Annotated in this window: 16 protein-coding genes and 1 pseudogene; 6 read left to right on the top strand and 11 right to left on the bottom strand. The window is 74.9% G+C overall.

Annotated elements, in window-relative coordinates; translation table 11 throughout:
* Positions 1-30 precede the first annotated feature (30 nt).
* The 7 genes from Q7L73_RS10865 to Q7L73_RS10895 form a co-directional block, all read right to left on the bottom strand.
* The gene (locus tag Q7L73_RS10865) at positions 31-1839 is read right to left on the bottom strand and encodes a thiamine pyrophosphate-binding protein (protein ID WP_304693124.1); all 1809 of its coding nucleotides are present in this window, start codon (positions 1837-1839) and stop codon (positions 31-33) included.
* Positions 1840-1882: 43 nt separating this feature from the next.
* Positions 1883-3289 (bottom strand): circularly permuted type 2 ATP-grasp protein, encoded by a 1407-nt coding sequence (locus Q7L73_RS10870; protein ID WP_304693123.1) that lies wholly within the window; start codon positions 3287-3289, stop codon positions 1883-1885.
* A gap of 8 nt (positions 3290-3297) precedes the next feature.
* A complete protein-coding gene (locus tag Q7L73_RS10875) occupies positions 3298-5076 on the bottom strand; it encodes an N-acetylglutaminylglutamine amidotransferase (RefSeq protein ID WP_304693122.1) in 1779 nt (592 codons plus the stop codon).
* Positions 5076-5861: a gamma-glutamyl-gamma-aminobutyrate hydrolase family protein gene (locus tag Q7L73_RS10880; RefSeq protein ID WP_304693120.1), complete on the bottom strand. Its 786-nt coding sequence runs from the start codon at positions 5859-5861 to the stop codon at positions 5076-5078. The genes Q7L73_RS10875 and Q7L73_RS10880 overlap by 1 nt, the downstream gene beginning before the upstream one ends.
* A gap of 47 nt (positions 5862-5908) precedes the next feature.
* The gene (locus Q7L73_RS10885; protein ID WP_304693119.1) at positions 5909-8977 is read right to left on the bottom strand and encodes an alpha-L-rhamnosidase C-terminal domain-containing protein; all 3069 of its coding nucleotides are present in this window, start codon (positions 8975-8977) and stop codon (positions 5909-5911) included.
* Entirely contained in the window at positions 8974-11499 is a 2526-nt protein-coding gene (locus Q7L73_RS10890; RefSeq protein ID WP_304693118.1) for an alpha-L-rhamnosidase C-terminal domain-containing protein, read from the bottom strand. The genes Q7L73_RS10885 and Q7L73_RS10890 overlap by 4 nt, the downstream gene beginning before the upstream one ends.
* Before the next feature lie 93 nt (positions 11500-11592).
* Positions 11593-12036, bottom strand: a complete 444-nt coding sequence (locus tag Q7L73_RS10895) for a histidine phosphatase family protein (protein WP_304693116.1) — start codon at positions 12034-12036, stop codon at positions 11593-11595.
* A 77-nt stretch (positions 12037-12113) separates the two neighbouring features.
* On the opposite strand from Q7L73_RS10895, the gene Q7L73_RS10900 reads away from it, so the two are divergent.
* Positions 12114-13718, top strand: coding sequence for a diguanylate cyclase (locus Q7L73_RS10900; RefSeq protein WP_304693114.1), 1605 nt, complete (start codon positions 12114-12116; stop codon positions 13716-13718).
* Here Q7L73_RS10900 and Q7L73_RS28720 read toward each other — a convergent pair.
* Together Q7L73_RS28720 and Q7L73_RS28725 are read right to left on the bottom strand one after the other, a co-directional pair.
* Positions 13715-14701 carry a glycerophosphodiester phosphodiesterase family protein gene (locus tag Q7L73_RS28720; RefSeq protein ID WP_370552646.1) on the bottom strand — a complete coding sequence of 329 codons (987 nt, stop codon included), beginning with the start codon at positions 14699-14701 and terminating at the stop codon, positions 13715-13717. The genes Q7L73_RS10900 and Q7L73_RS28720 overlap by 4 nt on opposite strands.
* A gap of 15 nt (positions 14702-14716) precedes the next feature.
* A pseudogene (locus tag Q7L73_RS28725) lies at positions 14717-15688 on the bottom strand (glycerophosphodiester phosphodiesterase); the annotation flags it as partial.
* A gap of 199 nt (positions 15689-15887) precedes the next feature.
* Here Q7L73_RS28725 and Q7L73_RS10910 point away from each other — a divergent pair.
* From Q7L73_RS10910 to Q7L73_RS10930, 5 genes are all read left to right on the top strand, one after another.
* The gene (locus tag Q7L73_RS10910) at positions 15888-17186 is read left to right on the top strand and encodes an SDR family oxidoreductase (protein WP_304693112.1); all 1299 of its coding nucleotides are present in this window, start codon (positions 15888-15890) and stop codon (positions 17184-17186) included.
* Positions 17183-18469 carry a patatin-like phospholipase family protein gene (locus Q7L73_RS10915; protein WP_304693110.1) on the top strand — a complete coding sequence of 429 codons (1287 nt, stop codon included), beginning with the start codon at positions 17183-17185 and terminating at the stop codon, positions 18467-18469. The genes Q7L73_RS10910 and Q7L73_RS10915 overlap by 4 nt, the downstream gene beginning before the upstream one ends.
* Positions 18470-18547: 78 nt before the next feature.
* Positions 18548-18871, top strand: a complete 324-nt coding sequence (locus Q7L73_RS10920) for a helix-turn-helix domain-containing protein (protein WP_304693109.1) — start codon at positions 18548-18550, stop codon at positions 18869-18871.
* Positions 18872-18900: 29 nt separating this feature from the next.
* Positions 18901-19476 (top strand): NADPH-dependent FMN reductase, encoded by a 576-nt coding sequence (locus Q7L73_RS10925; RefSeq protein ID WP_304693108.1) that lies wholly within the window; start codon positions 18901-18903, stop codon positions 19474-19476.
* Positions 19477-19531: 55 nt separating this feature from the next.
* The gene (locus Q7L73_RS10930; RefSeq protein WP_304693106.1) at positions 19532-20203 is read left to right on the top strand and encodes a response regulator transcription factor; all 672 of its coding nucleotides are present in this window, start codon (positions 19532-19534) and stop codon (positions 20201-20203) included.
* 12 nt (positions 20204-20215) lie between these two features.
* Here the strand turns inward: Q7L73_RS10930 and Q7L73_RS10935 are convergent, their stop codons facing one another.
* Both Q7L73_RS10935 and Q7L73_RS10940 read right to left on the bottom strand, forming a co-directional pair.
* Positions 20216-22558 (bottom strand): histidine kinase, encoded by a 2343-nt coding sequence (locus Q7L73_RS10935; RefSeq protein WP_304715548.1) that lies wholly within the window; start codon positions 22556-22558, stop codon positions 20216-20218.
* An 8-nt stretch (positions 22559-22566) separates the two neighbouring features.
* On the bottom strand, positions 22567-24024 hold the full coding sequence (locus Q7L73_RS10940) for a calcium-binding protein (RefSeq protein ID WP_304692229.1): 1458 nt from the start codon (positions 24022-24024) through the stop codon (positions 22567-22569).
* Between the last annotated feature and the right edge of the window lie 2 nt (positions 24025-24026).

A 24026-nucleotide genomic window follows, 5' to 3' on the forward strand; every position in this document is an offset into this window, starting at 1 on the left:
ATCCTGGGTGCTGGGTCTGCGGGTGCGGGTTCAGCCGCCGCGGAAGGCGTCCTCCAGCCACGCGGCGCAGATGGTGGGATCGACCTTCGCGTCGAGCACGAGCGGGCCGGGCGCGCCGTCGGCGAGCCAGTCGGCGACGACGCTCAGGTCCTCGGTGGCGCGGACCGTCGCGGCGCGAGCGCCGGCGGCGGCGCCGAGCGCGGCCAGGTCGGCCGGCGGGAACTGGGCGCCGTCGACGGCCTCGCCGGACGGCGAGAAGTGGTGGACCTCGGCGCCGTAGGCGGCGTCGTCGTAGACGAGCGCGAGCAGCTTCAGTCTCAGGCGCGCGGCCGTCTCCAGCTCCGGCAGCGCCATGAAGCAGCCGCCGTCGCCGAGCGCCGCGACCGTGATCCTGTCCGGCCGCGCGACGGCGGCGCCGATCGCGCAGCCGAGCCCGAGCCCGACCGCCTGGAAGCCGTTGCAGAAGACCCACGCGCGCGGGTCGGTGACCGGCAGGTACATCGCCGGCCAGCCGAGGAAGTGTCCCGAGTCGACCGCGACGGTGCGATCGGCCGGCAGCAGCTCGTCGAGCGCGATCGTCAGCGCACCCGGGTGGACGGTGCCAGCCGGCGGCATCCCCGCGCGCGCGACGGCGGCCTCCAGCGGCTCGTCGTGCCAGCGGCGCGAGGCGATCGTGCGGGCGAGGTCCGGCGTGCGCCAGCCGCGCGCGGCCTCTGGGGCGGCGGGCGCGGGGGCGGCGGGCGTGGCATCGGCGGGCGCGACATCGGCGGGCGCGACATCGGCGGGCGTGGGCACGCCTTCTCGCGCGTCGATAGCGGCCAGCAGCGCCGTCGCCGCCACCGTCGCATCGGCGGCGATCGTCGCGACGCGTGGGCCGTGGACGCCGAGCGCGGCGGGGTCGACGTCGATCTGCACGACCGGCGCATCGCCGAAGAGGGTGCCGCTGCGGGTCGTCCAGTGGTTGAGCGTCGCGCCGACCGCGACCACGAGGTCGGCCTGCGGCAGCAGCTCCTGCGCCAGCGGCGTCGCCAGCCCGCCCGCGATCCCGAGCGCGAACGGCTCGCCCGCGAAGAAGCCGTGGGCCGGTGCCGAGGTGGCCAGCAGCGCGCCGACTCGCTCGCCGAGCGCTGAGAGCGCCTCGCGCGCGCCGCTCAGCACCGCGCCGCGCCCGGCGACGATCGCCGGCCGCCGCGCCGCCGCCAGCAGCTCCGCCACCCGCGCGACGGCATCCGCGTCGGGTGCCGCGCCGCCGCCCACGGCCCCGCCCGGCGCCGCGCCGTCGCCGTGGAACTCTGCGGCTCTCCCCTCGCCATGCGATGCAAGCGCCGCAGACTCCCCCGCGGCGCCCGCGGCCTGGACGTCGAGCGGCAGGTTGAGGACGACCGGGCGGCGCTCGGCGGCGGCCTGCGCCAGCGCGGCGGTCGCGTCGTCGACGGTCGCCAGCCGCACCGCCGCGGCGCCGACGGACTCGGCCAGCGCCGCCTGGTCGATGCGGAAGTTCGAGTGCAGCGCGGCCGCGGGCGTGTCGGCGGCGAGCACGAGCAGCGGCGTGCGGCTCTTGACCGCCTCGGCGATCCCCGTCATCGCGTTCGTCAGGCCAGGTCCCTGGTGGACCGAGACGACGCCGACCTCGCCGGTCACGCGCGCCCAGCCATCGGCCATGCAGGCGGCGCCCTCCTCGTGGCGGGCGGCGACGAAGCGCGCGCCGCCAGATCGCAGCGCGTTGGTGACGACGAGGTTGCCGGAGCCGAGCACGCCGAAGACGACCCGCACGCCGGCCGCGGCCAGCGCCCCGCCGACCGCCTCCGCCACCGTCCCGCTCCCCGTCGCCGCGCTCACGGGCGCATCCTAGATCGCTCAACCATCCGGTGCGCGACCCGGCCTACCGCAGCACCCACGTGTCCTTCGCGCCGCCGTCCTGCGAGGAGTTGACGACGAGCGCGCCGGCCTCCCAGGCGACCCGCGTCAGCCCGCCCGGCACCGCCGTCTCGCCGCCGCGGGTGGCGAAGACGAACGGGCGCAGGTCGATGTGCCGCGGCGCCAGCCGGCCGCCCGCGACGACCGTTGGATGGTGCGAGAGCGCGACCGTCTCCTGCGCGACCCACTGCTCCGGCTCACGCTCGAGCGCCGCCATCGCGGCGCGCACGTCGGCGGCGTCGGCGTGGGCGCAGACGACGACGCCGCGGCCGCCCTCGCCGGCGCGCGGCTTGACGACGTGCGCGCGCGGGTCGGCGAGCACGCGCGCCCGCACCGCCGGGTCGCTCGGGTCGAGCGTCGGGACCGACTGCAGCAGCGGCTCCTCGCCGAGATAGAAGCGCACCATCCCCTCGACGAAGGCGTGCGCGAGCTTGTCGTCGGCGACGCCGGTGCCGAAGGCGTTGACGACGCCGATCCGGCCCGCCAGCCACGGCTCCAGCAGCAGCTCCGCGAGCCAGGTCGGGCGGCCGCGGTCGTCGCGCAGGCGCTCCTCGTCGAGCCGCCGGTAGACGACGTCGACGCGCCGCTCGCGCCCGTCGGGCAGGAGCGCGACCACGTCCGGCCCGCGGCGCCGCAGCTGCCGCCGCGTGACCGCCGGGATCCCCAGCCAGCGCGCCGCGGTCGCGTGCTCGTACCAGGTCGAGGCCGACGCGCCCTCGCTCAGCAGCACGACGACCGGCTCGTCGCCGCCCCCGTGCGGCGCCGCGTCCCGCAGCGTCCGCGCCAGCGCCGGCGCAACGCCCGCGGCGAGGTCGTGGCGCGGCGCGCCGACGCCGGCCGGCAGCGCCTCGACGACCGCCTCGCGCGCGGCGACCGCGTAGGCGAAGCCCGACGGCATCCGCAGGTTGTCCTCCAGCACCCGCAGCGTGCCGCAGACGTCGCGCACGACGTCGAGGCCGGCGACGCCGATCGGGATCGCGCCCGCCGGCAGCCGGCCGCGCAGGTCGGGCTCGTAGCCCTCGGCCTGGTCGATCGCGTGGGCGGGGACGACGCCGGCGGCGACGATCCGCCGCTCGCCGTAGGCGTCGTGGACGAACGCGTTCAGCGCCCGCACCCGCTGCCGCAGCCCGGCCGCGAGCGTCTGCCACTCGCCGGCCGCGAGGATCCGCGGCACCGGGTCGACGCCGAACGGCTGCGTGCCGAAGGTCGCGCCGACGGCCGCCATCCGCGACCAGACGCGTCTGCGCAGCGCGCCCAGGTCGATCTCGCCGAGCGCGCCGAGCACGCTCTCGTACTCGGCCCGCGGGACGCCGTCGGAGGCGTACGCCTCGTCGTAGCCGTCCAGCGGTCCGTGCGGCTGCTCGGCGATCACGCGCGCACCTACAGCCCGTGCTCCTGCAGCCACAGCTCCAGCAGGCCGACCTGCCACAGCTTCGAGCTGCCGATCCCGGTGCGGGCGCCGACCGGGTCGGCCAGCAGCGCTGCGACGTGGTCGGGCCGGAAGAGGCCGCGGTCGCGCGCCGCCTGCGACTCCAGCGCGTCGCGCACCCGCTCCAGCGGCTCGCCCTCCAGGTGCGAGATCGCCGGCACCGGGAAGTAGCCCTTGGGACGGTCGATCACCTGCTCGGGCAGAAGCGTGCGCGCGGCCGTCTTCAGCACGCCCTTGCCGCCGTGGGCGAGCTTCAGCGCCGGCGGGCAGGCGGCCGCCAGCTCGACCAGCTCGTGGTCGAGGAAGGGCGTGCGCGCCTCCAGCCCCCACGCCATCGTCATGTTGTCGACGCGCTTGACGGGATCGTCGACGAGCATGATCTGCGTGTCGAGCCGCAGCGCGCGGTCGAGCGGCTCGGCGGCGCCGTCGCGGGCGAAGTGGTCGGCGACGAAGCGGCGGCTGACGTCGCTTCCCGGCAGGCGGTCGGCGAGCAGCAGCGCGGCCATCTCCTGCGGGTCGCGGTCGATGAACTCGGCCGCGTAGGCGTCGTCTCCGAGGCCCGGCGCGGCGGCCAGCGGCGGGTACCAGGAGTAGCCGGCGAAGACCTCGTCGGCGCCCTGGCCGGACTGCACCACCTTGCAGCCGGCGCCCGAGACCTCGCGTGAGAGCAGGTAGAAGGCGATCGCGTCGTGGGAGGTCATCGGCTCGCTCATCGCGGCGATCGCGTCGGGCAGCGCGTCGAGGATCTGGCGGCCGGAGACGCGCCACTGGCGGTGGTCGGTCGCGTAGCGCTCGGCGACGAGGTCGGAGTATCTGAACTCGTCGCCCTCGACCTCCGGCCCGTGCTCGAAGCCGATGCTGAACGTCTGCAGGTCGCGCTGGCCCTCCTCCGCCAGCAGCGCGACGATCAGCGACGAGTCGAGCCCGCCGGACAGCAGCACGCCGACGGGCACGTCGGCGACCATCCGCCGCCGCACGGCGATGCGCAGCCTGTCGAGCACCGCCTCGCTCCACTCGCGCTCGCCCATCCCGCCGTGCTCGGGCAGGCGCTCGAACGGCGGATCCCAGTAGACGCGCTGCGCACGGCTGCCGTCGCGCTCGACCGTCAGCACGGTCGCGGGCGGCAGCTTGCGCACGCCGCGCAGGATCGTGTGCGGCGCCGGCACGACCGCGTGCCAGGAGAAGTAGTGGTGCAGCGCGACCGGGTCGAGCGTCGTGTCGACCCCGCCGCCGGCCAGCAGGGCCGGCAGCGTCGAGGCGAAGCGCAGCGCGCCGTCGGCCTCGGCGAGGTAGAGCGGCTTGATCCCGAGCCGGTCGCGCGCGAGCGTGAGGCGGCCGCTGTCGCGCTCGGCGACGGCGAACGCGAACATGCCGGCGAAGCGCTCGACGCAGGCCGGGCCCCACTGCGCGAACGCCTTCGCGATCACCTCCGAGTCGGAGGTCGAGAAGAAGCGGTGACCGTCGGCCTCCAGCTCGGCGCGCAGCTCGCGGTGGTTGTAGATGCAGCCGTTGAAGACGACCGTCAGGCCGTTGTCGGGGTCGACCAGCGGCTGCGCCGCGCGCTCGGACAGGTCGATGATCTTCAGCCGCCGGTGCGCGAGCGCGATGCGGCCGTCGCTCCAGGCGCCCTGCCCGTCGGGCCCGCGGCGCGCGAGCGTCTGCGCCATCCGCTCGACCGCGCAGAGGTCGGCCGTGCGCGTGAACGCGATCTCGCCGGCGAGGCCGCACATCAGGCGCCGACCGCCTCGCCCGCGCGGGCGCCCGCCCGCCGCTCGCCGTGCGCACGGGCGGCGGCGACGAACGCCTGGAAGACCGGCACGTGCTCGGGCCAGCCGATCAGGCACTCGGCGTGCCACTGGACGCCGACGAGGAACGCCCGCTCGGGCGCCTCGACCGCCTCGATCACGCCGTCGGGCGACCACGCGGTCGCGACGAGGCCGTGGCCGAGCTGGTCGATCGCCTGGTGGTGGAAGGAGTTGACGGCGCCGTGGCGCCAGCCGAGCAGCTCGTTCAGGCGCGAGTGCTCGGCGACTCTGACCGGGTGCGTGACGTTCTCGGCGCGCTCTCTCTGGCGGTGCTCGACCTCGTGGCCGACGACGTCGGGCAGGTGCTGGATCAGCGTCCCGCCGCGCGCGACGTTGAGCAGCTGCATGCCGCGGCAGACGGCCAGCACGGGCAGCTCGCGCGCGTCGGCGGCGCGCACGAGCGCCAGCTCGAAGGCGTCCAGCTCGCGCTCGGTCGGGCCCAGCTGCGGGTTCGGCTCCTGCCCGTAGGCGGAGGGATGGATGTCGGGCCCGCCGGAGAGGCAGAGGCCGTCGACGGCGTCGAGCAGCGCCTCCCCGGCGACCAGCCCCATCGGGGGCGCCACGACCGGCACGCCGCCGGTGCTCTCGACCGCCTCCAGATAACGCAGGCCGAGCGCCATCTCGCGCCGCGGCGGGTCGGCCTGGTCCTTCGTCAGGTGGTCCGGCGGATCGCGCATCTCCGAGGTCGTGACCGCGATCAAGGGGCGCATGCAGGGAGGCCTACCCCGCAATCCGCCGGACCGATCGTCTTCGCCGCTCAGCCGCTGACGACCGCCACGTCGTCGAGCTGGAAGCGCGGCTGCCAGGCGGCGTCGCTGCCGACGGCGCGGAACGACACCTCGATCCGCGACACGGCGGAGCGTCCGGCCCAGCCGGCGAGGTCGAGCGTCAGCCGGTTCCAGCTGTCGGCGGAGACCTCCTGCGTGGCGCTTCTGCTCTCGCCGCCGGCGCCGGTCACCGTCACGGTCGCCTCGTAGCCGCTGGCGCCGGGCGCGCCGCCGTAGCTGTCGAGCGACAGCTGCAGCGCGGTCGCGTCGCCGAGGTCGAGCGGGCTGGCGGGGGTGACGAAGACCGTCTTGCCCGCCGACGCCGGCGCGCTTCTGCCGGTCGCCTCCAGCGCGCCGCCACCCTCGGCCGGCTTGCCGGGGCCGTTGGCGAAGCCGGTGACGCGCGCGACGCCGCTGACGTTGTCGCCGGCCTGCCAGCCGTCGGCGTCCTGCTCGAAGCCGTACAGCTGGCGGGTCGCGGTCAGCGACAGCACGACGCTGCCGTCGGCGGTCGCGCCGCCGCGCGTGCGCGCGCTGATCGCGATCGTCCGTCTGCCCGCGCTCGCGTCGTCGGGGACGACGACGTAGGCGGTGATCGTCTTCGAGACGCCGCGGCCGTCGCTGGCGAGGTCGAAGCGCGTCTGGCGCGGGCTGACCTCCCAGTCGGCGTCGGAGCTGCTGACGTCGAGCGTGCCTTCGAGGTCGCCGCGGGCGGCGCCGTTGAGCGCGACTCTGACCGGCACCAGATCGCCCGGCGCGACGGTCTTGCGCGCCGGCGAGACGACCAGCCGCAGCGCGTCGCCGGCGGCGCGGCCGAACGCCCGGCCGCTGACCGTGTGACGACCGCGGCCGAGGCCGGCGACGACGATCCGGTCGCCGTCGCGGCGGACGCCGGGCGCGAGCGCGCGGCGGCCGTCCCAGACGAGCCGGCCGTCGCGGCGGACCGTGACGGTGCGGCCGGAGGTCGGCACCGCGACCGCCCCCTCGGTGCCGCGCGGGACGGTCGTCGCGATCGTGACGTCGTCGCCGCGGCGCTTCCACGAGGCGTCGATCGCGCCGTGCGGCGTCGGCACGCGGCCCTCCGCCCACGTCAGCGAGGCGGTGTGCGGCGCGACCGTGAAGCGGCGGTAGCCGGCCTCGGTCGGGTCGACGCCGAGCACGTCGCGCGTCAGCACGACCGTCGGCCCGCTCGCCCAGCCGTGCGCGAGCGAGGAGAACTGGCCGAGGCTCGGGTAGCCGCTCGGCAGCAGGTGCTCGACGAAGGTCGAGCCGGGGTCGAGCTTCAGCTGGTGGCCCCAGAAGCGCTTCAGCAGCGCGACCGCGTCCTCCTGCTCGAGGCCGCGCGGGTCGTCGAGGTCGAAGCGCGCCTCGGCCTCGAAGCCGCTCGGCAGCGGCGCGTAGAACGGCGACAGCGAGCCGTTCGGCTCGTCGGGGCTGACCGTCAGCGAGCCGTAGCGCGCCCACGTGTTCGCGCGCAGGAAGGCCATCGCGCGGGTCGCTCTCGCGGCCGTCGCGACGCCGGTCATCACCGCCGCCGCGTTGCCGTCCTGCGGGTGCACGTCGGGCAGCTCGCGGCTGAGGCGGTAGGCGCCGGCCTGCTCGTCCCACAGCTGCGCGTCGATCGCGCTTCGCAGCGCGGCGCCGCGTCTCGCGTACGTCGCGGCGGCGCGGCTGTCGCCGAGCGCGGTCGCGAGCGTCGCGAGCTGCGTCAGGTTGCGCGCGTAGAGCGCGTTGACGTAGGTCTCGTGGCCGCAGTCGGAGTAGCCGTAGTGGCCGCACGAGCCGACCGCGCCGAAGCCGATCAGCCCCTGCTCGTCCTGGCCGCGGACCGACTCCAGCCAGGCGGCGGCGCGCTCGATCGCCGGCCACCAGCGTCTGAGATAGTCGCGGTCGCCGGTGTAGCGGTAGTGCTCGGCCATGTTCGAGACGAACCAGGTGACGTACTCGCCGTAGGTGCGGCGCTCGCCGGCGTTGTGCGCGCCCATCTGCGAGGAGGCCGGCACGAAGCCGTCGTCGAGCTGCTGCGCGGCGAGCTGGTCGAGCGAGTTGGCGACCGCGCCGAGGTTCCAGGTCGACAGGTAGGTGACCGGGTTCTGCACGGCGAGGTCGCCCTGCCAGATCAGCCGGTCGCGCTTGGCGCCGTCGTAGATCACCTCGTCGTCTGCTCTGAGGTGCGGGAGCTGGCCGTCGGCGTGGTCGCGCTCGCCGTCGCCGTAGGGCCACGATTTGGCCGTGTCGGCGCGGTCGGTGTTGGTCTGGACAGTGTAGACGCCGGCGTGCCAGATCTTGTTCAGCTGCTCGTCGGAGCTGTTGAACCAGCCGGCCAGCTTCGACGGGTCGCGGCGGCTCGGCTCGGGCGTGTAGTCGACCGTGACGGCGTCGACGTCGAGCGAGCCGGGGCCGTCGAGGAACAGCGTCAGGTAGCGGAAGCCGCCGCGCAGCGTTCTGTCGACCGCCTCGCCGGGGAGCGAGGCCGGGAACGTCAGCGTGTGGCTGTCGGCGTCGTACGTGTAGGCGGTGCCGGGGAAGCCGACCCAGATGTTGGCGGTGTCGCAGCCGGGCGCGAATCTCGCCTGGCCGTCGTTGCGGGAGCCGAGCGCGCGGTAGCGCTGCGACTCGCTGAAGCAGGCGTGCAGCTCGGGCGGCGTCTGACTCGCGCCGCTGAGCTTCACGCGCACGTGGCCGCCGACCTCCTGGCCGAAGTCGAGCGCCAGCAGCGGCGAGCCGCTGCGGTCGCCGGCCGAGGTCAGCCTCACCGAGCGGCCGTCGGCGCGCAGCGCCGCGGCGGGATCGCCGTCGATCGCGCCGCCGCGCGGCGTCGCCTGCAGCACGGAGGCGGGTGCCAGCGACCGCTGCGAGGGCGCCAGCACGTAGTCGCGCCAGCCGCCTCTGCGCGGTCTGTGGCCATCGGCGCGCCAGGGGCCGTTCGGGTTGTCGGCGGGGGCGAGCTGGGCCGCGCCGCTTCCGCCGCCGTGCGCCGCTGACGCGGACGTCGCCGCCGCGCCGCCGGCCGCGAGCGCGAGCGCCGCGCCGGCCGCGATGATGCGATGGGGGCTCATCGCGTCGCCTCCAGGATCGTCGTGGTCGTGCCGCTCTTCGCCGCGGCGCGCTGCTGGGAACCGGGGCTCGCGACCGTGTACCTGACCCCCGCCGGGGCGCTGACGGCGACCGTCACGCGGCCGTCGCGGGCCTGCTTCCAGGCGACGTCGATCGCTCCGCGAGGCGTCGGGACGCGGCCCTGCGCCCAGCTCAGCCCGCTCGGGATGTGCGGGGCGATCGTCACCTCGCTGAAGCCCGGCCCGCTCGGCGTCACGCCGAGGACCGTGTTGGTCAGGAACGCGGTCGGCCCGGCCGCCCAGCCGTGCGAGTAGGAGGTGTAGGAGCCGAGCTGCGGGCCGCCGGAGAGCGAGATGTTCTCCCAGAAGGTGCCGGTCTCGTCGCCCTTCAGCATGTGGCCCCAGGTCCGCTTCAGCAGCGTGATCGCGTCGTCGGTGCGGCCCTGCGCGGCGAGCGCGTCCAGCTCGAACGTCGAGACGAACGGGCTGACGTAGCGCGGCACCGCGGAGTCGGCAGCGTCGACCGTCGGCGAGCCGATCGCGGTCCAGCCGCTGCGCAGCGTGCTCAGCACGCGCGCCGCGCGGTCGCCGTCGGCGACGCCGGAGAGCACGGCGAGCGTGTTGGCGTCCTGCGGGTGCGCGCTCGAGCCGGGCTGCACGATGTAGGCGCCGGCCGCCTCGTCCCACAGCGACGCGTTGATCGCCGCCGCGGTTCTGCCGGCCTGCGCGCGCCAGTCGGCGGCGAGGTCGGCTCTGCCGGCCTGCTCGGCGGCGGTCGCGGCGACTCTGAGCACGTGCACCAGCAGCGCGTTGTTGTACGTCTCCTTCGTGCCGCCGAGGCCGTAGCCCCAGTGGCCGCCGGCGCTCGACGGCGTCACCAGCAGGTCGTCGGCCGGGTCGACGTGCGAGCGCGCCCAGCGGACGGTGTCCTGCAGCTGCGGGAACCATCTGTCGAGGAACGCTCTGTCGCCGCTGTAGCGGTAGTGCTGTTCGTAGTTGACGATCCACCAGAGCGCGTACTCGCCCCAGTTCATCCACCAGCCCGAGGAGCCGTCCTCGGTCGGGATGTAGACGCCGGCCGGCTGGCCCTCCGGGCTCGGTCTCGCCGACAGCCAGTCGAAGGCGAGCTGCGGGCTGAGCGTGTCGCCGGTCGAGAGGTACGCGACCGGGTTGGCGACGACGAGGTCGCCGCCCCAGATGAAGCGGTCGCGCTTGGGTGCGTCGACGATCACGGACGGGCCGTCGCCGATTCTCGCGTCGTTGCGCGGCGGGCCGGGCTGCGCCGGGTAGCGGCGGCCGGTCTGCGGGTCGATCGTCGAGAGCTGGACGGTGTAGGCGCCGGAGTACCAGAAGCGGTTGAGCTGGTCGTCGGAGCTGAGGAAGGCGCCGGCGTAGTCGCGCAGGTCTCTTTGCAGCGGCGCCGCCTCGAATCTCAGCTTCAGGTCCGACAGCTCGACGGCGCCGGGGCCGCTGAGCCACACCATCAGGTAGCGGAAGCCGCCGCGGCCGTCGGGCGGGGAGATCGTGCTGGTGCCGGTGGGGACCTTGACCGTCTCGGTCTCGGTCACGACGCCGACCGGGTCGGCCGAGTAGTCGGAGGCGCTCGTCATGAACTGCTTCGACTCGGAGAAGGCGAACGACAGCTTCGGCGCGCCCGACAGCTTCTTCGCGCGCACGCTCACGTCGCCGCCGACCTCACGGCCGAAGTCGACGATCGCGTACGGGCGGCTGAGCACGTCGCCGCGCAGCGTCGTCGTGCCGCGCCCGCCGGCCAGCGCGCGGGCGTTGTCGACGCTGCCGCCGTAGGGCGCGTCGGGATCGGCGGCGGCGCGCGCGGCGCGACCGCCCCGGTCGCCGATCGCCCACACCTGCGCGATCCGCGCGCCGGGGCCGGGCTCGTCGCCGTTGCGGAAGGCGAGCCGGAAGCGCTCGGCGCCGCGGCGCCGGTCGAGCGCGGTGCGCGGGATCGTCAGCTCGTAGTGGACGAGCCCGACCTGTCCGCCGTACTGGCCGCGCTCCTGCGGGTTGGGGCCGCGGTGGTGGATCTTGACGCCGTTGACGAGCACGTCGTACTGCGCCAGCTCGGCGCCGGCCTCCTCGATCCGCAGCCGCACCGGGCCGTTGCCGCGCGGCCGCAGCAGCGCGTAGGAGAACTGCGCCAGCGGCTCGTCGGCGCCGGCGGAGCGGACCCAGCTGCCGCCGACTCTGGCGCGTCTGCTGGTCGGGTCGGCGTCGAGCCTGTGGCCGTCCTCCTCGGAGGCCGGCGAGGCGGCGGTGACGAAGTCGGCGTTGAGCGGCGTCGCGTCGTCGAGCGCGACCGGCCTCAGCGTCCGCGACGCGGGCGCGAGGTTGTAGCGCTGCGCCGTCTCCAGCGACGGCAGCCCGAGCATCCGCGCGGCGGCCGACTCGCCCGCCGCGCTCCCCTTGACGCCGCCCCTGGCGCCCGCGACCGGCGCGGCCGCGAGGCCGACGACGGCAGCCGAGAGCGCCGCGACCATGGCCGCGCCTCCGGTACGTCTGGACATCTCTCCTCCTGCGTTTTCAGCCGTCGTGTGGCACCACGACGGTCACGGCTGGTCGTTACCCAGCCGTCTACGCGCAGAAACGCACAGGTGCGATCAAGAACGAGCGATCAGACCAAGCTCGGCCGGACGCAGCAGCGCGTGCAGGCGGCCCGGCTCGCAGGCGGCGAGGCCGCCCTTCTTCATCTGCACGTGCGCGCTCGTCAGCTCGAACACGGCGCGCGAGAAGTCGGGCTCGTGGCCGACCAGCAGCACCTGCTCGCCGCGGCCGGCGGCGAGCGCGAGCGGATCGAAGCGGCCGCCCTGCAGCAGCGGCTCGAGCTCGACCTCGACGCCCAGCTCGGCGCAGGCGAGCGCGGCGGTGTCGCGTGCGCGCACGCGCGAGGAGGCGAGGCAGCTGTCGATCGCGACCCCGAGCGCGCGCAGCGCCGCGCCGGCGGCCGTCGCCTGCGCGCGGCCCTTGTCGGTCAGCGCCCGCTCGGCGTCGCTCTGCCCGGCCTCCGCGTCGAAGGCGTCGCCGTGTCGCAGCAGCCAGATCATCTGCCGGACCCTACCGCCCGCGCGAGCCGGCGTGCCCGGCTCAAGCTCGCGCAGGTCGCGGCCGATCTCCCGATGTGATGCGCTTCAGACGGCTCCTCCCCGGTCTCCTCTTCGCCGGCCTCATCGGCGCGTGGATCGTCGCGCTGCTGCTCGTCTTCGGCTCGCTGGATCGCAACACGCGCCAGCAGTTCCAGCGGATCGAGGCGTCGCAGAGACTGCTGACCGCGATGCTCGACCAGGAGATCGGCGCCCGCGGCTACCTGACGACGTTCGAGACCGCGTTCCTGGAGCCCTACAACGCCGCCCGCCGCGACTTCGACCAGCTGATGGAGCAGGAGCTGAGAGGGGCGCGCACGAGAGAGGCGCGCGACAGCCTGCTGCGGATGCGCGTCGCCGCCGACAGATGGCGCGAGCTGGCGGCCGCCGACATCAGCGTGATGGCCTACAGAGACAGAGCGGTCGAGGCGGCGCTGAGAGAGCGCGAGGGCCCGATCGACGCCTTCCGCGCCGAGCACGAGCACTACCAGGACATGCTCGAGCGCCAGCGCGACGAGCGCGCCGACGCGCTGCTGATCCGCGCCGCCGTGCTGATCGTCGCGATCAGCCTCGGGCTCGGCGGGGTCGCCTACCTCGTGCTGCGCCGCGAGAGCCTGCGCGAGCGCCGCTTCGGGCGCGCCCAGGCCGAGTTCGCGACCGCGATGCAGAGCGCCGCCGACGAGCGCGAGGCCGACCGCCTGCTCAAGCGCCACCTCGAACGCGAGCTGGAGGACGTCGACGTGACCGTGCTGCGGCGCGGCGGCAGCGGCGAGCGGCTGGAGGCCGGCACGCCGCCGGCCGACGCCGGCATCGTCGACGCGCTCGCAGACGCGCGCCCGCGCGTCTGCCTCGCCGTCCGCCGCGGCGCCGACCACGAGCAGGACGCCGCCGAGCCGCTGGTCGAGTGCGAGATCTGCGGTGCCGCCGGCCCGTCGAGCTGCCGTCCGCTGGTCGTCGGCGACGGCGTCATCGGCGCCGTCCACATCAGAGATCCCGCGGGCCGCGTCGCGCGCGGCGAGCGGGTCGTCGAGGAGAGCCTCACGCAGGCGGCGCCGATCCTCGCCGGGCTGCGCACGCTGGCGCTCGCGCAGTCGCGCGCGAGCACCGACGCGCTGACCGGGCTGCCGAACCGCTGGGCGCTGGAGGACACGCTCAAGCGGATGCACGCGCAGGCGACGCGCAGCCACAGGCCGCTCGCGTTCGTGCTGCTCGACATCGACTACTTCAAGCGCCTCAACGACACCTGGGGCCACGACACCGGCGACCGCGCGCTCGCCGCCGTCGGCGACGCGCTCAGAAGCCACCTGCGCGAGAGCGACCTGGCGGCGCGCAGCGGCGGCGAGGAGTTCGCCGTGCTGCTGCCCGACACGCCGGTCGAGGGCGCGCTGAGGGTCGCGGAGGAGCTGCGCAGAGCGATCGCCGAGATCGACCTCGGGCTGGAGCGGACGACGATGACCGCCTCCTTCGGGATCGCCGTGCTCGGCCTCCACGCCGACGACGCGCACGCGCTGATGCAGGCCGCCGACCGCGCGCTCTACGCCGCCAAGCGCGGCGGCCGCGACCGCGTCGAGGTCGCGGCCGCGGCGCGGCCGATAGCCCCGGCCCCGCCGCTGGCGGAGCCGGAGCCGGAGCCGACGGCCAGCTAGCGCAGCCCGTTCTGCTTCGCGATCGCGATCAGCGTCAACGGGTCGTCGCTGATGATCCCGTCGACGCCGAGGTCGATCGCGCGCTGGATCACGGCCGGGTCGTCGAGCGTGTAGGGGACGACCTTCAGCCCCTGCGCGTGCAGCCCGGCGACGTCCGGCCCGTGGAAGTAGGCCGGGTCGGTGCGGACGTACCAGTCGTCGTCGGCTCTGAGCGGCTGGTCGGGGTCGTGCACCTGCCAGTTGGCCGAGACGGTCGCGGCGCCGGTGCGGCGCACGAGTCTGCCGAGGTCCTGGTCGCGCCACCAGTCGAAGCCGGCCGTCCACGGGCTCTTCACGTCGGCGTCGCCGTAGGCCGCCTGCAGCGAGCACTCGTCGGCGAGCGTGACGCACTCGGCCGGCCCGTACTGCCACACGAGCGCGACCGTCTCGACCGTGCGGTCGAGTCTGCGCGCGGCGACGATCGTGCGCCAGTCGAACGACTGCACGGTGGCGCGGTCCAGCAGGCCGGCGCGGCGCAGCTCGCCGACGAGCAGGCGCGCGTGCTGTCTCGGCTCGACGCCCTCGAACGGCGCCAGCGGCGAGAGCTTCGTCTCGACGTTGAGGCGGACGTCGTCGCGGTCGCTGTCGTTGACCAGCCGCAGCAGCTGTCTCAGCGTCGGGATCCGCTCGCCCGGCGACGCTCTCTGCTGCGCGAACTCGGGCAGCGTCTTGGAGCCGCAGTCGAGCGTCTGCAGCTGCGCCAGCGTCAGCTCGTGGATCGTCTTGCCGACGTAGGGGAACATGCGGTCGCCCTCGCGCGCAGGGGCAGTGTCCTCGCAGTGGGCGCCGTTGACTCTGCGGTCGTGCGAGACGACGAGCTGGCCGTCGCGCGTGACGACGGTGTCCAGCTCCAGCGTCGAGATGTCGCGGTTTCCGAGCGCCCACGCGAACGCGGCGAGCGTGTTCTCCGGGTTGTAGGCGCGGCCGCCGCGGTGGGCCTGCACGTCGAACGGCGCGGCGACCGGCTTGGGCAGCTTGTAGCGGGCCGCTCTCAGCTCCGCGCGGAGGCGGTCGGGGTAGTCGGTGATGAGGCCGTCGACGCCGTAGCCGATCAGCCGCCGCATCGTCGGCTGATCGTCGACCGTCCACGGGATCACGTCGAGCCCGCGCGCGTGCGCGCCGTCGACGAGCGCCTGCGTCACCAGTCTCACCTCGGGCGAGACGGCGTCGGGGTGGAACGACTCGTCGGCCGCCTTGACGAGGTCGCCGCCGTAGTCGGCCGGGTCGAGCCCGAGCCAGCTTCTGATCTCGGCTCTTCTCTCCCACGGCTCCATCAGCGCGACGACCGGCAGCCGCGGCTCGACCTGCCGCATCCGCCGCAGCGCGTCCCACGCGAACGACTGGATCGTGACGCGCTTGAGGAAGCCGGCCGCGCGCACCTCTCTGGCGACGACCTGGACGAACTGCTCCTGCGGCGCGGTCTGCTCCGGCGCGCTCGCCTCGACCTTCGTCTCGACGTTCAGCCTGACCGGCGCGTCGTAGCGCTTGACGAGCTCGAAGACCTCTCTCAGCGTCGGGATCCTCACGCCCGGGACGGTCTCCTGCTCGGGGTAGCCGGCGCGCTGGATCGAGCCACAGTCGAGCGTCTTCACCTGCGCGAGCGTCAGCTGCACGACGTACTTGCCGACGTACGGGAAGTCGGGGTCGCCCGCCGTCGCCGGCGCGGTGTCTCTGCAGAGCGCGGCGTTCGTCTTGCGGTCGTGCGTGACGACCGCCTGGCCGTCCTTCGTGATCTGGACGTCGAGCTCGAGCGTGCTGACGCCGAGTCTCATCGCGTTGCCGAAGCTGGCGAGCGTCGACTCCGAGCGCAGTCCGAGCCCGCCGCGGTGTGCCTGCAGGTCGAACGACGGCTTCGCCGCCAGCGCGGCCGTCGGCAGCGCAGCGGTCAGCGCCGCCGCGGCGAGCGCCGCGCGCGCGAGATGCGAGGTCATGGGACTCCTTGCTGAGGGAGGGGAGGTCGGCGCGGACGCTAGCCCGGCCTCGGAGCAAGATGTGAAGCCGCCGTGACGCGTCAGCACGCGCACGCGTGAGGTTTCGCGCGAACTTCTTCGACCGTCGTCCAAACGGCCGTGCGGCAGGTTGGTCCGTTGGCGATACCGGCCGCACCGAAGCACCTTCAATCTGCTTGGCATGCTCTCGACGCAGCCGATCGACTCTCCTCTCGCCGACGGACCGGTGCTGCTGACGGGCGCGACCGGGTTCCTCGGAATGGAACTGCTCGCGCGCTACCTCGAGCAGACCGAGCGGACGGTCTACGCGCTCGTGCGCGCTCGCGACGACGCCGAGGCGGCCGCGCGGCTGCGGGCCGCGGCGCACGAGGTCGTGCCGAACTCCGAGTGGTATGACAGCCGTCTGATCGCGGTCCGCGCCGACCTCTCCGAGCCCGGCCTCGGGCTGCACGCCGCCGCCCGCGAGGCGCTCGCCGAGCAGGTCGTCGAGATCGTCCACTCGGCCGCCTCGGTCGAGTTCACGCTGCCGCTGGAGGAGGCGCGGACGATCAACGTCGAGGGCACGCGCAACATGGTCGAGCTGGCCCTGCTGGCGCAGAGACGCGGCGGGCTGCGGCGCTTCTCGCACGTCTCGACGGCCTACGTCGCCGGCACGCACGCGGGCCTCTTCACGGAGGACGACCTCGACCTCAACCAGGATCACCGCAACACCTACGAGCGCACGAAGTGGGAGGCGGAGATGCTCGTCCGCTCCTACTCGGCCGAGCTGCCGCTGCAGGTCTTCCGCCCGAGCATCGTCGTCGGCGAGCGGCAGACCGGCTGGACGCCGGCGTTCAACGTCATCTACGCGCCGCTGAAGGCGTTCGCGAAGGGCGCCACGACGCCGGTGATGCCGGCCCGGCGCCGCTCCCCGGTCGACGTCGTGCCGGTCGACTACGTCGCCGACGCGATCTTCGCGCTCGCCGGCGGCGGGATCGAGGGCGAGCCAGGCGCGACCTACTCGCTCGCGGCCGGGCCGCAGGCGAGCAGCGTCGGCGAGCTGATCGACATCTCGGCCGCGACCTTCGAGCGCGCGCGGCCGTTCGCGCTGCCGCCGTCGATCTACCGCCGCACCGTCCACCAGGCGCTGCTGACGCGCGCGAGCGGCGCGAGACGGCGCTGGCTGGAGCGCAGCGAGGTCTTCTACCCCTACTTCGCGCTGCGGGCGCGCTACGACACGACGCGCGCGCAGGGCACGCTCGCGCAGGAAGGCATCGAGGTGACGCCGTTGCATGGGTACTTCGACAGACTGGTCGGCTATGCGCTGACGGCGCAGTGGGGCAAGCGCCCGCTGACGCGCGTCGAGGCCGCGGCGCTCGCTCGCAGGCAGCCGCGCTTCGCGCCGCCGCCGTCGCCGATCGCGCACCCGGCGGCCGTCTCCGCCGCGACCGCCGCGGCGATGTCGGCCCGCCGCGCGGGACGGGTGCGCGCCCGCGCATGAGACGGATCGCGCTCGTGCTGCCGGGCGGCGGCGCGCGAGGCGCGTACGAGGTCGGCGCGCTGTCGATCCTGCTGCCCGAGCTGGAGCGGCGCGGCGAGCAGGTGACGCTGCTGTGCGGCACCAGCGTCGGGGCGATCAACGCCGCGCTGCTGGGGTCGCTGGCGCACCTGCCGGTCGCCGCCCAGGTCGAGCTGGCGATCGAGCGCTGGCGCGGGCTGGAGCGCTCCGACGTGATCGCGCCGCTGCTGTCGCCGCGGCTGCCGTTCAACCTCGCGCGGCTGGCCGGCGACGCGCTCTCGATCCCGGGCGTGCGGCGCGGCTCGCTGCTGGACCCGCGGCCGCTGCGGCGCTACCTCGGCCGCCACATGGACTGGGACGCGCTCCACCGCAACGTCGACGGCGGCCTGCTCGACGCCGTCTGCGTCGTCGCGACGCAGCTGACGACGGGGCGGCCGGTCGGCTTCGTCGAGGCGGCGACGCCGCGCAGACTGCCGACCAGCCCGGAGCTGCCGTTCGTGCCGGTGCGGCTGGCCGACGAGCACGTGCGCGCCTCGGCCGCGATCCCGCTCGTCTTCCCGGCGGTCGAGATCACGACGCCGGAGCCGGCGCAGGGCTTCTACACCGATGGCGCGACACGCCTCAACGCGCCGATCAAGCCGGCTGTCGAGCTGGGTGCCGACCACGTGATCGTGATCGGCTTCGAGCCGCTGGCGGCGCCGCCGACGGCGCCGGTCGAGCCGCCGCCGCACCTCGTCGACGTCATCGCGAACATGCTCGACGGTCTGCTCGTGGACCAGGTCGCCGACGACATGCAGCGGCTGGTCGCGATCAACAGCTTCTTCGTCGAGGACCACCGCGTCGGCACGATCCCGTCGGCGCGCGCCTACCGCGAGGCGCGCGGGCGGCGGCCGTACCGCAAGATCGCCTACGCGATGGTGACGCCGCGCCGCCGCCGCGAGCTGGGCAAGCTGGCGATGACGATCTTCGCGCAGCGCTACGGCGGCATGAAGGCGGCCCGCCACCCGGACCTGCTGCTGCTCGGGCGGCTGCTGCGCGGCCGCACCGACGCCGGCGGCGACCTGCTCTCGTTCCTCTTCTTCGACCGCGCCTACGTCGACGCGCTGATCGCCGCCGGCCGCCGCGACGCCCGCCGCTGGCTGAAGCGACACCCGGCCTTCTGGTGCGCCGACGGCGCGCACGACTTCGACCTCGCGCCGGTCGACGTGGCGAGAGAGCGCGACGCGACCTCGCTGGACGAGTACCGCTCGCTGCGGCGCTCCTGACGCCCGCCCCGCCGCCGTTCGCGCGCGCCGGCGCGCTAACTAAGGATTTCTTAGCTACTCCGCTATCCTTAGCTGTTGATGACCGACGTCAAGGCGATCTGCCCCCGCTTCCACACCGCCGTCGAGCTGATCGGCGCGCGCTGGAACGGCGCGATCCTGCGCGCCGTGCTCGACGGGCAGCACCGCTACGCCGACGTCAAGGCCGCGATCCCCGGCGTCAGCGACACGATGCTCGCGGCGCGGCTGCGGATGCTCGAACGCGAGCAGATCCTCGAGCGGCGCGTGCTGTCGAGCGCGCCGGTGCGCGTCGAGTACCACCTGACCGCCAAGGGCGCCGCGCTGGCACCGGTCGTCGACGCGCTCGCCGCCTGGTCGCACGAGTGGATCCCCGTCCCCGCCTGACCCTCCCACCGAGAAGGACCGATGCCCGCATGCCCCGACTGATGATCGTCGTCGCCTCGACCCGCCCCGGCCGCGTCGGCCTGCCCGTCGCCGAGTGGTTCAACGACCATGCCGAGCGTCACGGCGGCTGGGAGATCGACCTCGCCGACCTGGCCGAGATCGGCCTGCCGTTCATGGACGAGCCCAACCATCCGCGCCTGCGCAAGTACGAGCACGCGCACACGATCGCCTGGAGCGAGCGGGTCGCCGCCGCCGACGCCTTCGTGTTCGTGATGCCGGAGTACAACCACACCTTCACGGCGCCGCTGAAGAACGCGCTCGACTACCTCCACGTCGAGTGGCAGCACAAGCCGGTCGCGCTCGTCTCCTACGGCGGCATCTCGGCCGGCCTGCGGGCCGCGACGGCGATCAAGCAGGCGCTCGTCGCGCTGCGGATGACAGTCATCCCCGACGCAGTCACGATCCCCTTCGTCAGCAGACTGATCGACGACGAGGGCCGGCTGCAGGCGAACGAGCTGATGGACCAGTCGGCGAACGCGATCCTCGGCGAGCTGGACCACCTGCAGGCCGCGCTCGCGCCGCTGCGCGCGCCGGCCGCCGCCTGACGGCTATCACTTTCGTCCCATTGCGCCGCGGGCGCGGACCCGCGACGATGGGACGATGATCCGAGTCGTCGTCGCAGACGACATGGCGCTCGTCCGCGGCGGCATGAAGATGATCCTCGAAGCGGACCCCGGCATCCGCGTCGTCGGCGAGGCCGCCGACGGCGCCGCGGCCGTCGAGGAGGCGATCAGAACCTCGCCCGACGTCGCCGTGATGGACATCCGCATGCCCGGCGTCGACGGGATCGAGGCGACCCGCCGGCTGCAGCAGCGGATGCCGGGCGTGCGCGTGCTCGTCGTCACCACCTTCCACCTCGACGAGTACGTCCACGAGGCGCTGCGCGCCGGCGCCGCCGGCTTCCTGCTGAAGGACACCGCGCCCGACTCGCTGATCGGCGCCGTCCGCACCGTCGCCGCCGGTGACGCGCTGCTCTCCCCCGCCGTCACCCGCCAGCTGATCGAGCACTACGTGCAGCGGCCCGCGCCCGACGCGGCGCTGACCGGCCGGCTCGCCGAGCTGACGCCGCGCGAGCTGGACGTCGCGAGGCTGGTCGCGCGCGGGATGACGAACGCCGAGATCGCCGCGACGCTGTTCCTCGGCGAGGGCACGGTCAAGACGCACGTGACCGCGATCCTCTCCAAGCTCGGCCTCCGCAACCGCACCCAGATCGTCGTCGCCGCCTACGAGAGCGGCCTCGTCGAGCTGGGCTCGGCCGCCGAGATCGTCTGAGCGAGGCCGCGCTCAGGCCGGCAGCGGCAGCTCCGCCCGCACCAGCCAGTCGCCGGCGTCGTCGGGGCCGGCGGTCAGCCAGCCGTCGTAGACGCGCACCCGCTCGCGCATGCCGGCGAGGCCGAGGCCGCTGCCGGCGGCTGTCGCGGGCGAGGCGGTGAGCGGGAGGGCCGCCGCGGGCGCGGCGTCGGCGAGTGCGACGGGCGACGCGAGCGAATTGCGGACCTCGATCGCGAGCCGGCCGCGCTCACGCGCGACGCGCGCGCCGACCGGCCCCGCGCCGCCGTGCTTGCGCGCGTTCGTGAGCGCCTCCTGGACGATCCGGTAGGCGGCGCCGGCATGGCCGGCGGGGACGCTCGCGAGGTCGCCGGCCAGCTCCAGCCGCACGTCGAGGCCGTGGGCGCCGGCCCGTCGCGCCAGCTCGCGCAGCCGCGCCAGCTCCGGCGCCGCGGGCGCGGCGCTGCCGTCGAGCGCCGCCAGCAGCTGGTGCAGCTCGCGCAGCACCTCCGCGCCGACCTCCTCGACCGCTGCGATCGCCGCCGCGGCCTGACGCGGGGCGCTCTCGAGCTGCTGCGCCGCGACCGCGCACTGGAGCGTGATCGAGGTCAGCCCGTGGCCGACGAGGTCGTGCAGCTCGCGCGCGACGCGCAGCCGCTCGGCCTCGACCGCGCGCTCGATCGCCCGCCCCTGGCGCCGCTCCTCGACGCTGCTGAGCGCGCGCAGCTCGTCGGCCTGCGCCAGCCGCCGCCGGCCGCCGACGCCGGTCGCCCACGCGGCCGTCACCATCGTCGCGAAGAACAGCAGCATGTTCGGCGGGTACAGCTCCCAGTTCCAGTCGAACGCGAGCACGACCGTGAGGAAGCCGCCCGCGACGCAGGCGGCCGCGCCCAGCGCCGCCAGCCACAGCGGCCGCACGTAGGCGCCGGCGACGAAGGCGGCGAGGTAGAGCGGCGGGTTGAGCCCGAAGGCGTCGTCGAAGACGACCGTGCGCAGCATGCAGATCGCGACGACCGCCAGCACGCTCAGCAGCGGCCAGCGCCGCCGCGGCACGAACGCGAGCGCCAGCGCGGTCGCGCCCGCGAGTCTGACCGGCAGCGGCGCGGCACCGTAGAACGCGGCCGGCCTGCCGGCCGTCAGCAGCGCCTCGGTCGCCTCCAGCGCGAAGATCAGCAGCGGGATCCCCTGCGCCCGCAGCCACGGCACGCGGCCCAGCAGCTGCTGCGGCGAGCTGCGCGGCAGCGGCCCGCCGGCGCGCGCCGGCAGCACGACCGTCAGCCGCCTGCGCCACAGCAGCCGGCCGTGCCGCAGCCGCCCGCCGGCCAGGCGCGCGCGCTCCCCGAGCGCACCGACGACGACGGGGTCGGGCACGCGCGCCAGCCGTGCGCTCGCGCGCACGAGGCCGCCGTCGCGCGCGACCGCGAGCCGCTCGCAGCCGGGCAGCTCCGCGAGCGCGACCAGCACCCGCATCGCGACGGCGGGCAGCGGCAGGTCGGCCGCCTCCGGCGCCGCGCGGCCGCCCGCCGCGCGACCGTCGACGAGCACGGTGCCGCCGCGCGCACCGAGCTCCCGCAGCGACGCCGGCACGTCGGCGGCGTCGGGCCGCCGCGCCGGCTCGCTGCCGCGCAGCAGCACGAGCATCCGCCGCATCTCCGCCATCGCCTGCTGGCTGGCGGTGCGGGCGCGCAGCAGCGCGGCCTCGGCGGCGCCGGAGGCGCGCGCCAGCGACGAGCGCGCGGTCGCGACCTCGTCGAGCACGGCGCGCACGCAGCCGGTCGCGACCGCGTGCAGCTCGCGCGCGATCCGGCGCCGCTCGTCGCCCAACGCCAGCTCGACCGCGCCGCCGTCGCGCGCCGCCGCCTCGGCCCGCCGCCGCGCCGACGCGAGCGCCTCGCCGCGGTCGCGCAGCGCGACGCCGCCGGCCGCCGCCGGGACGAAGATCCCCAGCTCGCGCAGGATCTCGTCGGCCATCCGGTCGCCGAGCGCGCCGGTCGCGTCGAGCACGGTTCGCAGCGCCATCAGCGCCAGCAAACCGCCGGCCGCCGTCAGCTGCGCCTGCCGCATCGTCGGCGCGTAGGCGCCGAGGCCGTAGAGCGCGAGCGGCATGTAGAGCGACGGCAGCGCGCCCGCGACCGGCGAGAGGTCGAAGACGATCGTCGTGGTCGCGACGGCGAGCGCCCACGCGAAGAACGCCAACGGGTGGAACCGGCGGCGGAGCGTCGCCAGCGCCGCGACCGCCCACAGCGCGTGCGCCGCCGTCGCGTCGCCGGGGACGCCGCGCAGCACGACCTCGGCCTGCCCCAGCAGGAGCAGGCCGAGCGCCAGCAGCAGGTCTGTTGGCCGGAGGCGGCCGCGCATCGCCGCGGTCAGCGCCTCCCGCGCGAGAGGTAGACGGTCACCTTCGCTCTCGCCTTCAGCCGCGCGCCGGCCTTGTGCGACAGCTTCACGACGCGGCCCTTGCGGACCTTCGCCGAGCGCACCCGCTTCGACGTCGCCGCGCAGCCCTTCTTCGCCAGCGCCTTCTTCGCCGCCGCCCAGCTGCTGCCGGCCTTCAGCTTCGGGACGACGCACGCGCGGCCCGATCTCGGTCTCGGTCTCGATCTCGGTCTCGGCGGCGTTCTGCCGTCTCTTCTGTCCGGCGGCGTCCCGCCCCCGCCCGCGCGGTCGACCGTCTCGCAGTCGGCGGCGACCGTGTCGTTGGCGTCGGCGACCACCGTGTCGTTGCCGGGCCCGCAGACGACGCTGTCGACCTCGCCGTCGCGCACGTTGACGGTGTCGTTGCCCGCGCCGATGCGGCAGACGAGGAAGTTGCACGACTGCGGGCCGGCGTCGGCGTTGATCTGGTCGCGGCCGGGGCCGCCCGTGATCACGTCGTCGCCGTAGCCGCCCTCGATCACGTCGTCGCCGCCCTTGCCGTCGATCGTGTCGGCGGCGTCGTAGGAGATCAGCGTGTCGGGCCCGGGGCCGCCGATCAGCGAGGAGGGGTCGGCGCTCGTGTTCAGCAGCTTGACGTAGGCGCCGTCGCCGCCGGCGGCGAACGCCGTCGGCTGGAACAGCTCGAACCGCTCGACGTTGACGACGTTGTCGTTCTCGCCCGGGTGGCCGTCGTTGGCGACGCCGTCGAGCGAGATCTGCAGGCGGCCGTTGCCGCGGTCGTTCTGGATCCAGTCGCTGCTGATGCGGTCGATGCCGGGGCCGCCGTCGATCGTGTCGCTGCCGCGCGTCACGCCGTCGCCGGCCAGGTCGTCGTCACCCTCCCCGCCGCGGACCGTGTCGTTGCCGCCCGAGCCGTCGAGTCTGTCGTTGCCGGGGCCGCCGTCGAGCACGTCGTTCATGTCGCCACCGCGCAGCTCGTCGTTGCCCTCGCCGCCGAGCAGCGTCACGCCGGCCCCGCGCAGCGGGCCGGTCAGTCTGTCGACGCCGGGGCCGCCGTCGATCGTGATCTGGAGGTTGGCGGGGAGGTCCTCGCTGACGATGCCCCATTCCACCCACGTCGGGCTGTTGTCGCCCAGCTCCGCGCGGACGTTGGCGAACTTGCAGCGCAGCGTCTGGCGGTCGTTGCTCTCGAAGTCGAGCTGGTAGCAGTCGTCCGGCACGGCGCCGGCGAGGTCGTAGCGGTCGCCGAAGCGCAGGTAGCCGCCGCCCGCTCTCTCCTCGTCGAGCGCGACGCGGAAGTCGTTGTCCTCGCCGGGGGCGGAGCGGAAGACCCACGTGTCGCCCTCCTTCGTGAGCTGCCCGGCCGCCGCGCTGCCGGCGCCGCCGAGCAGCGCGCCGAGCACGAGCGGCAGCGCCAGCGCAAGCCGTTTCGCAGAGTTTCGTCGCATCG

It is taken from the genome of Conexibacter sp. CPCC 205762, from assembly GCF_030646155.1.
Classification (GTDB): Bacteria; Actinomycetota; Thermoleophilia; order Solirubrobacterales; family Solirubrobacteraceae; genus Conexibacter.

Coding starts and splice junctions, on each gene's coding strand:
- Q7L73_RS10925 (WP_304693108.1), top strand. CDS start 18,901: ATGCCCCGACTGATGATCGTCGTCGCCTCGACCCGCCCCGGCCGCGTC.
- Q7L73_RS10895 (WP_304693116.1), bottom strand. CDS start 12,036: ATGATCTGGCTGCTGCGACACGGCGACGCCTTCGACGCGGAGGCCGGG.
- Q7L73_RS10920 (WP_304693109.1), top strand. CDS start 18,548: ATGACCGACGTCAAGGCGATCTGCCCCCGCTTCCACACCGCCGTCGAG.
- Q7L73_RS10880 (WP_304693120.1), bottom strand. CDS start 5,861: ATGCGCCCCTTGATCGCGGTCACGACCTCGGAGATGCGCGATCCGCCG.
- Q7L73_RS10875 (WP_304693122.1), bottom strand. CDS start 5,076: ATGTGCGGCCTCGCCGGCGAGATCGCGTTCACGCGCACGGCCGACCTC.
- Q7L73_RS10940 (WP_304692229.1), bottom strand. CDS start 24,024: ATGCGACGAAACTCTGCGAAACGGCTTGCGCTGGCGCTGCCGCTCGTG.
- Q7L73_RS10915 (WP_304693110.1), top strand. CDS start 17,183: ATGAGACGGATCGCGCTCGTGCTGCCGGGCGGCGGCGCGCGAGGCGCG.
- Q7L73_RS10900 (WP_304693114.1), top strand. CDS start 12,114: ATGCGCTTCAGACGGCTCCTCCCCGGTCTCCTCTTCGCCGGCCTCATC.
- Q7L73_RS10935 (WP_304715548.1), bottom strand. CDS start 22,558: ATGCGCGGCCGCCTCCGGCCAACAGACCTGCTGCTGGCGCTCGGCCTG.
- Q7L73_RS10890 (WP_304693118.1), bottom strand. CDS start 11,499: ATGTCCAGACGTACCGGAGGCGCGGCCATGGTCGCGGCGCTCTCGGCT.
- Q7L73_RS10910 (WP_304693112.1), top strand. CDS start 15,888: ATGCTCTCGACGCAGCCGATCGACTCTCCTCTCGCCGACGGACCGGTG.
- Q7L73_RS10930 (WP_304693106.1), top strand. CDS start 19,532: ATGATCCGAGTCGTCGTCGCAGACGACATGGCGCTCGTCCGCGGCGGC.
- Q7L73_RS10885 (WP_304693119.1), bottom strand. CDS start 8,977: ATGAGCCCCCATCGCATCATCGCGGCCGGCGCGGCGCTCGCGCTCGCG.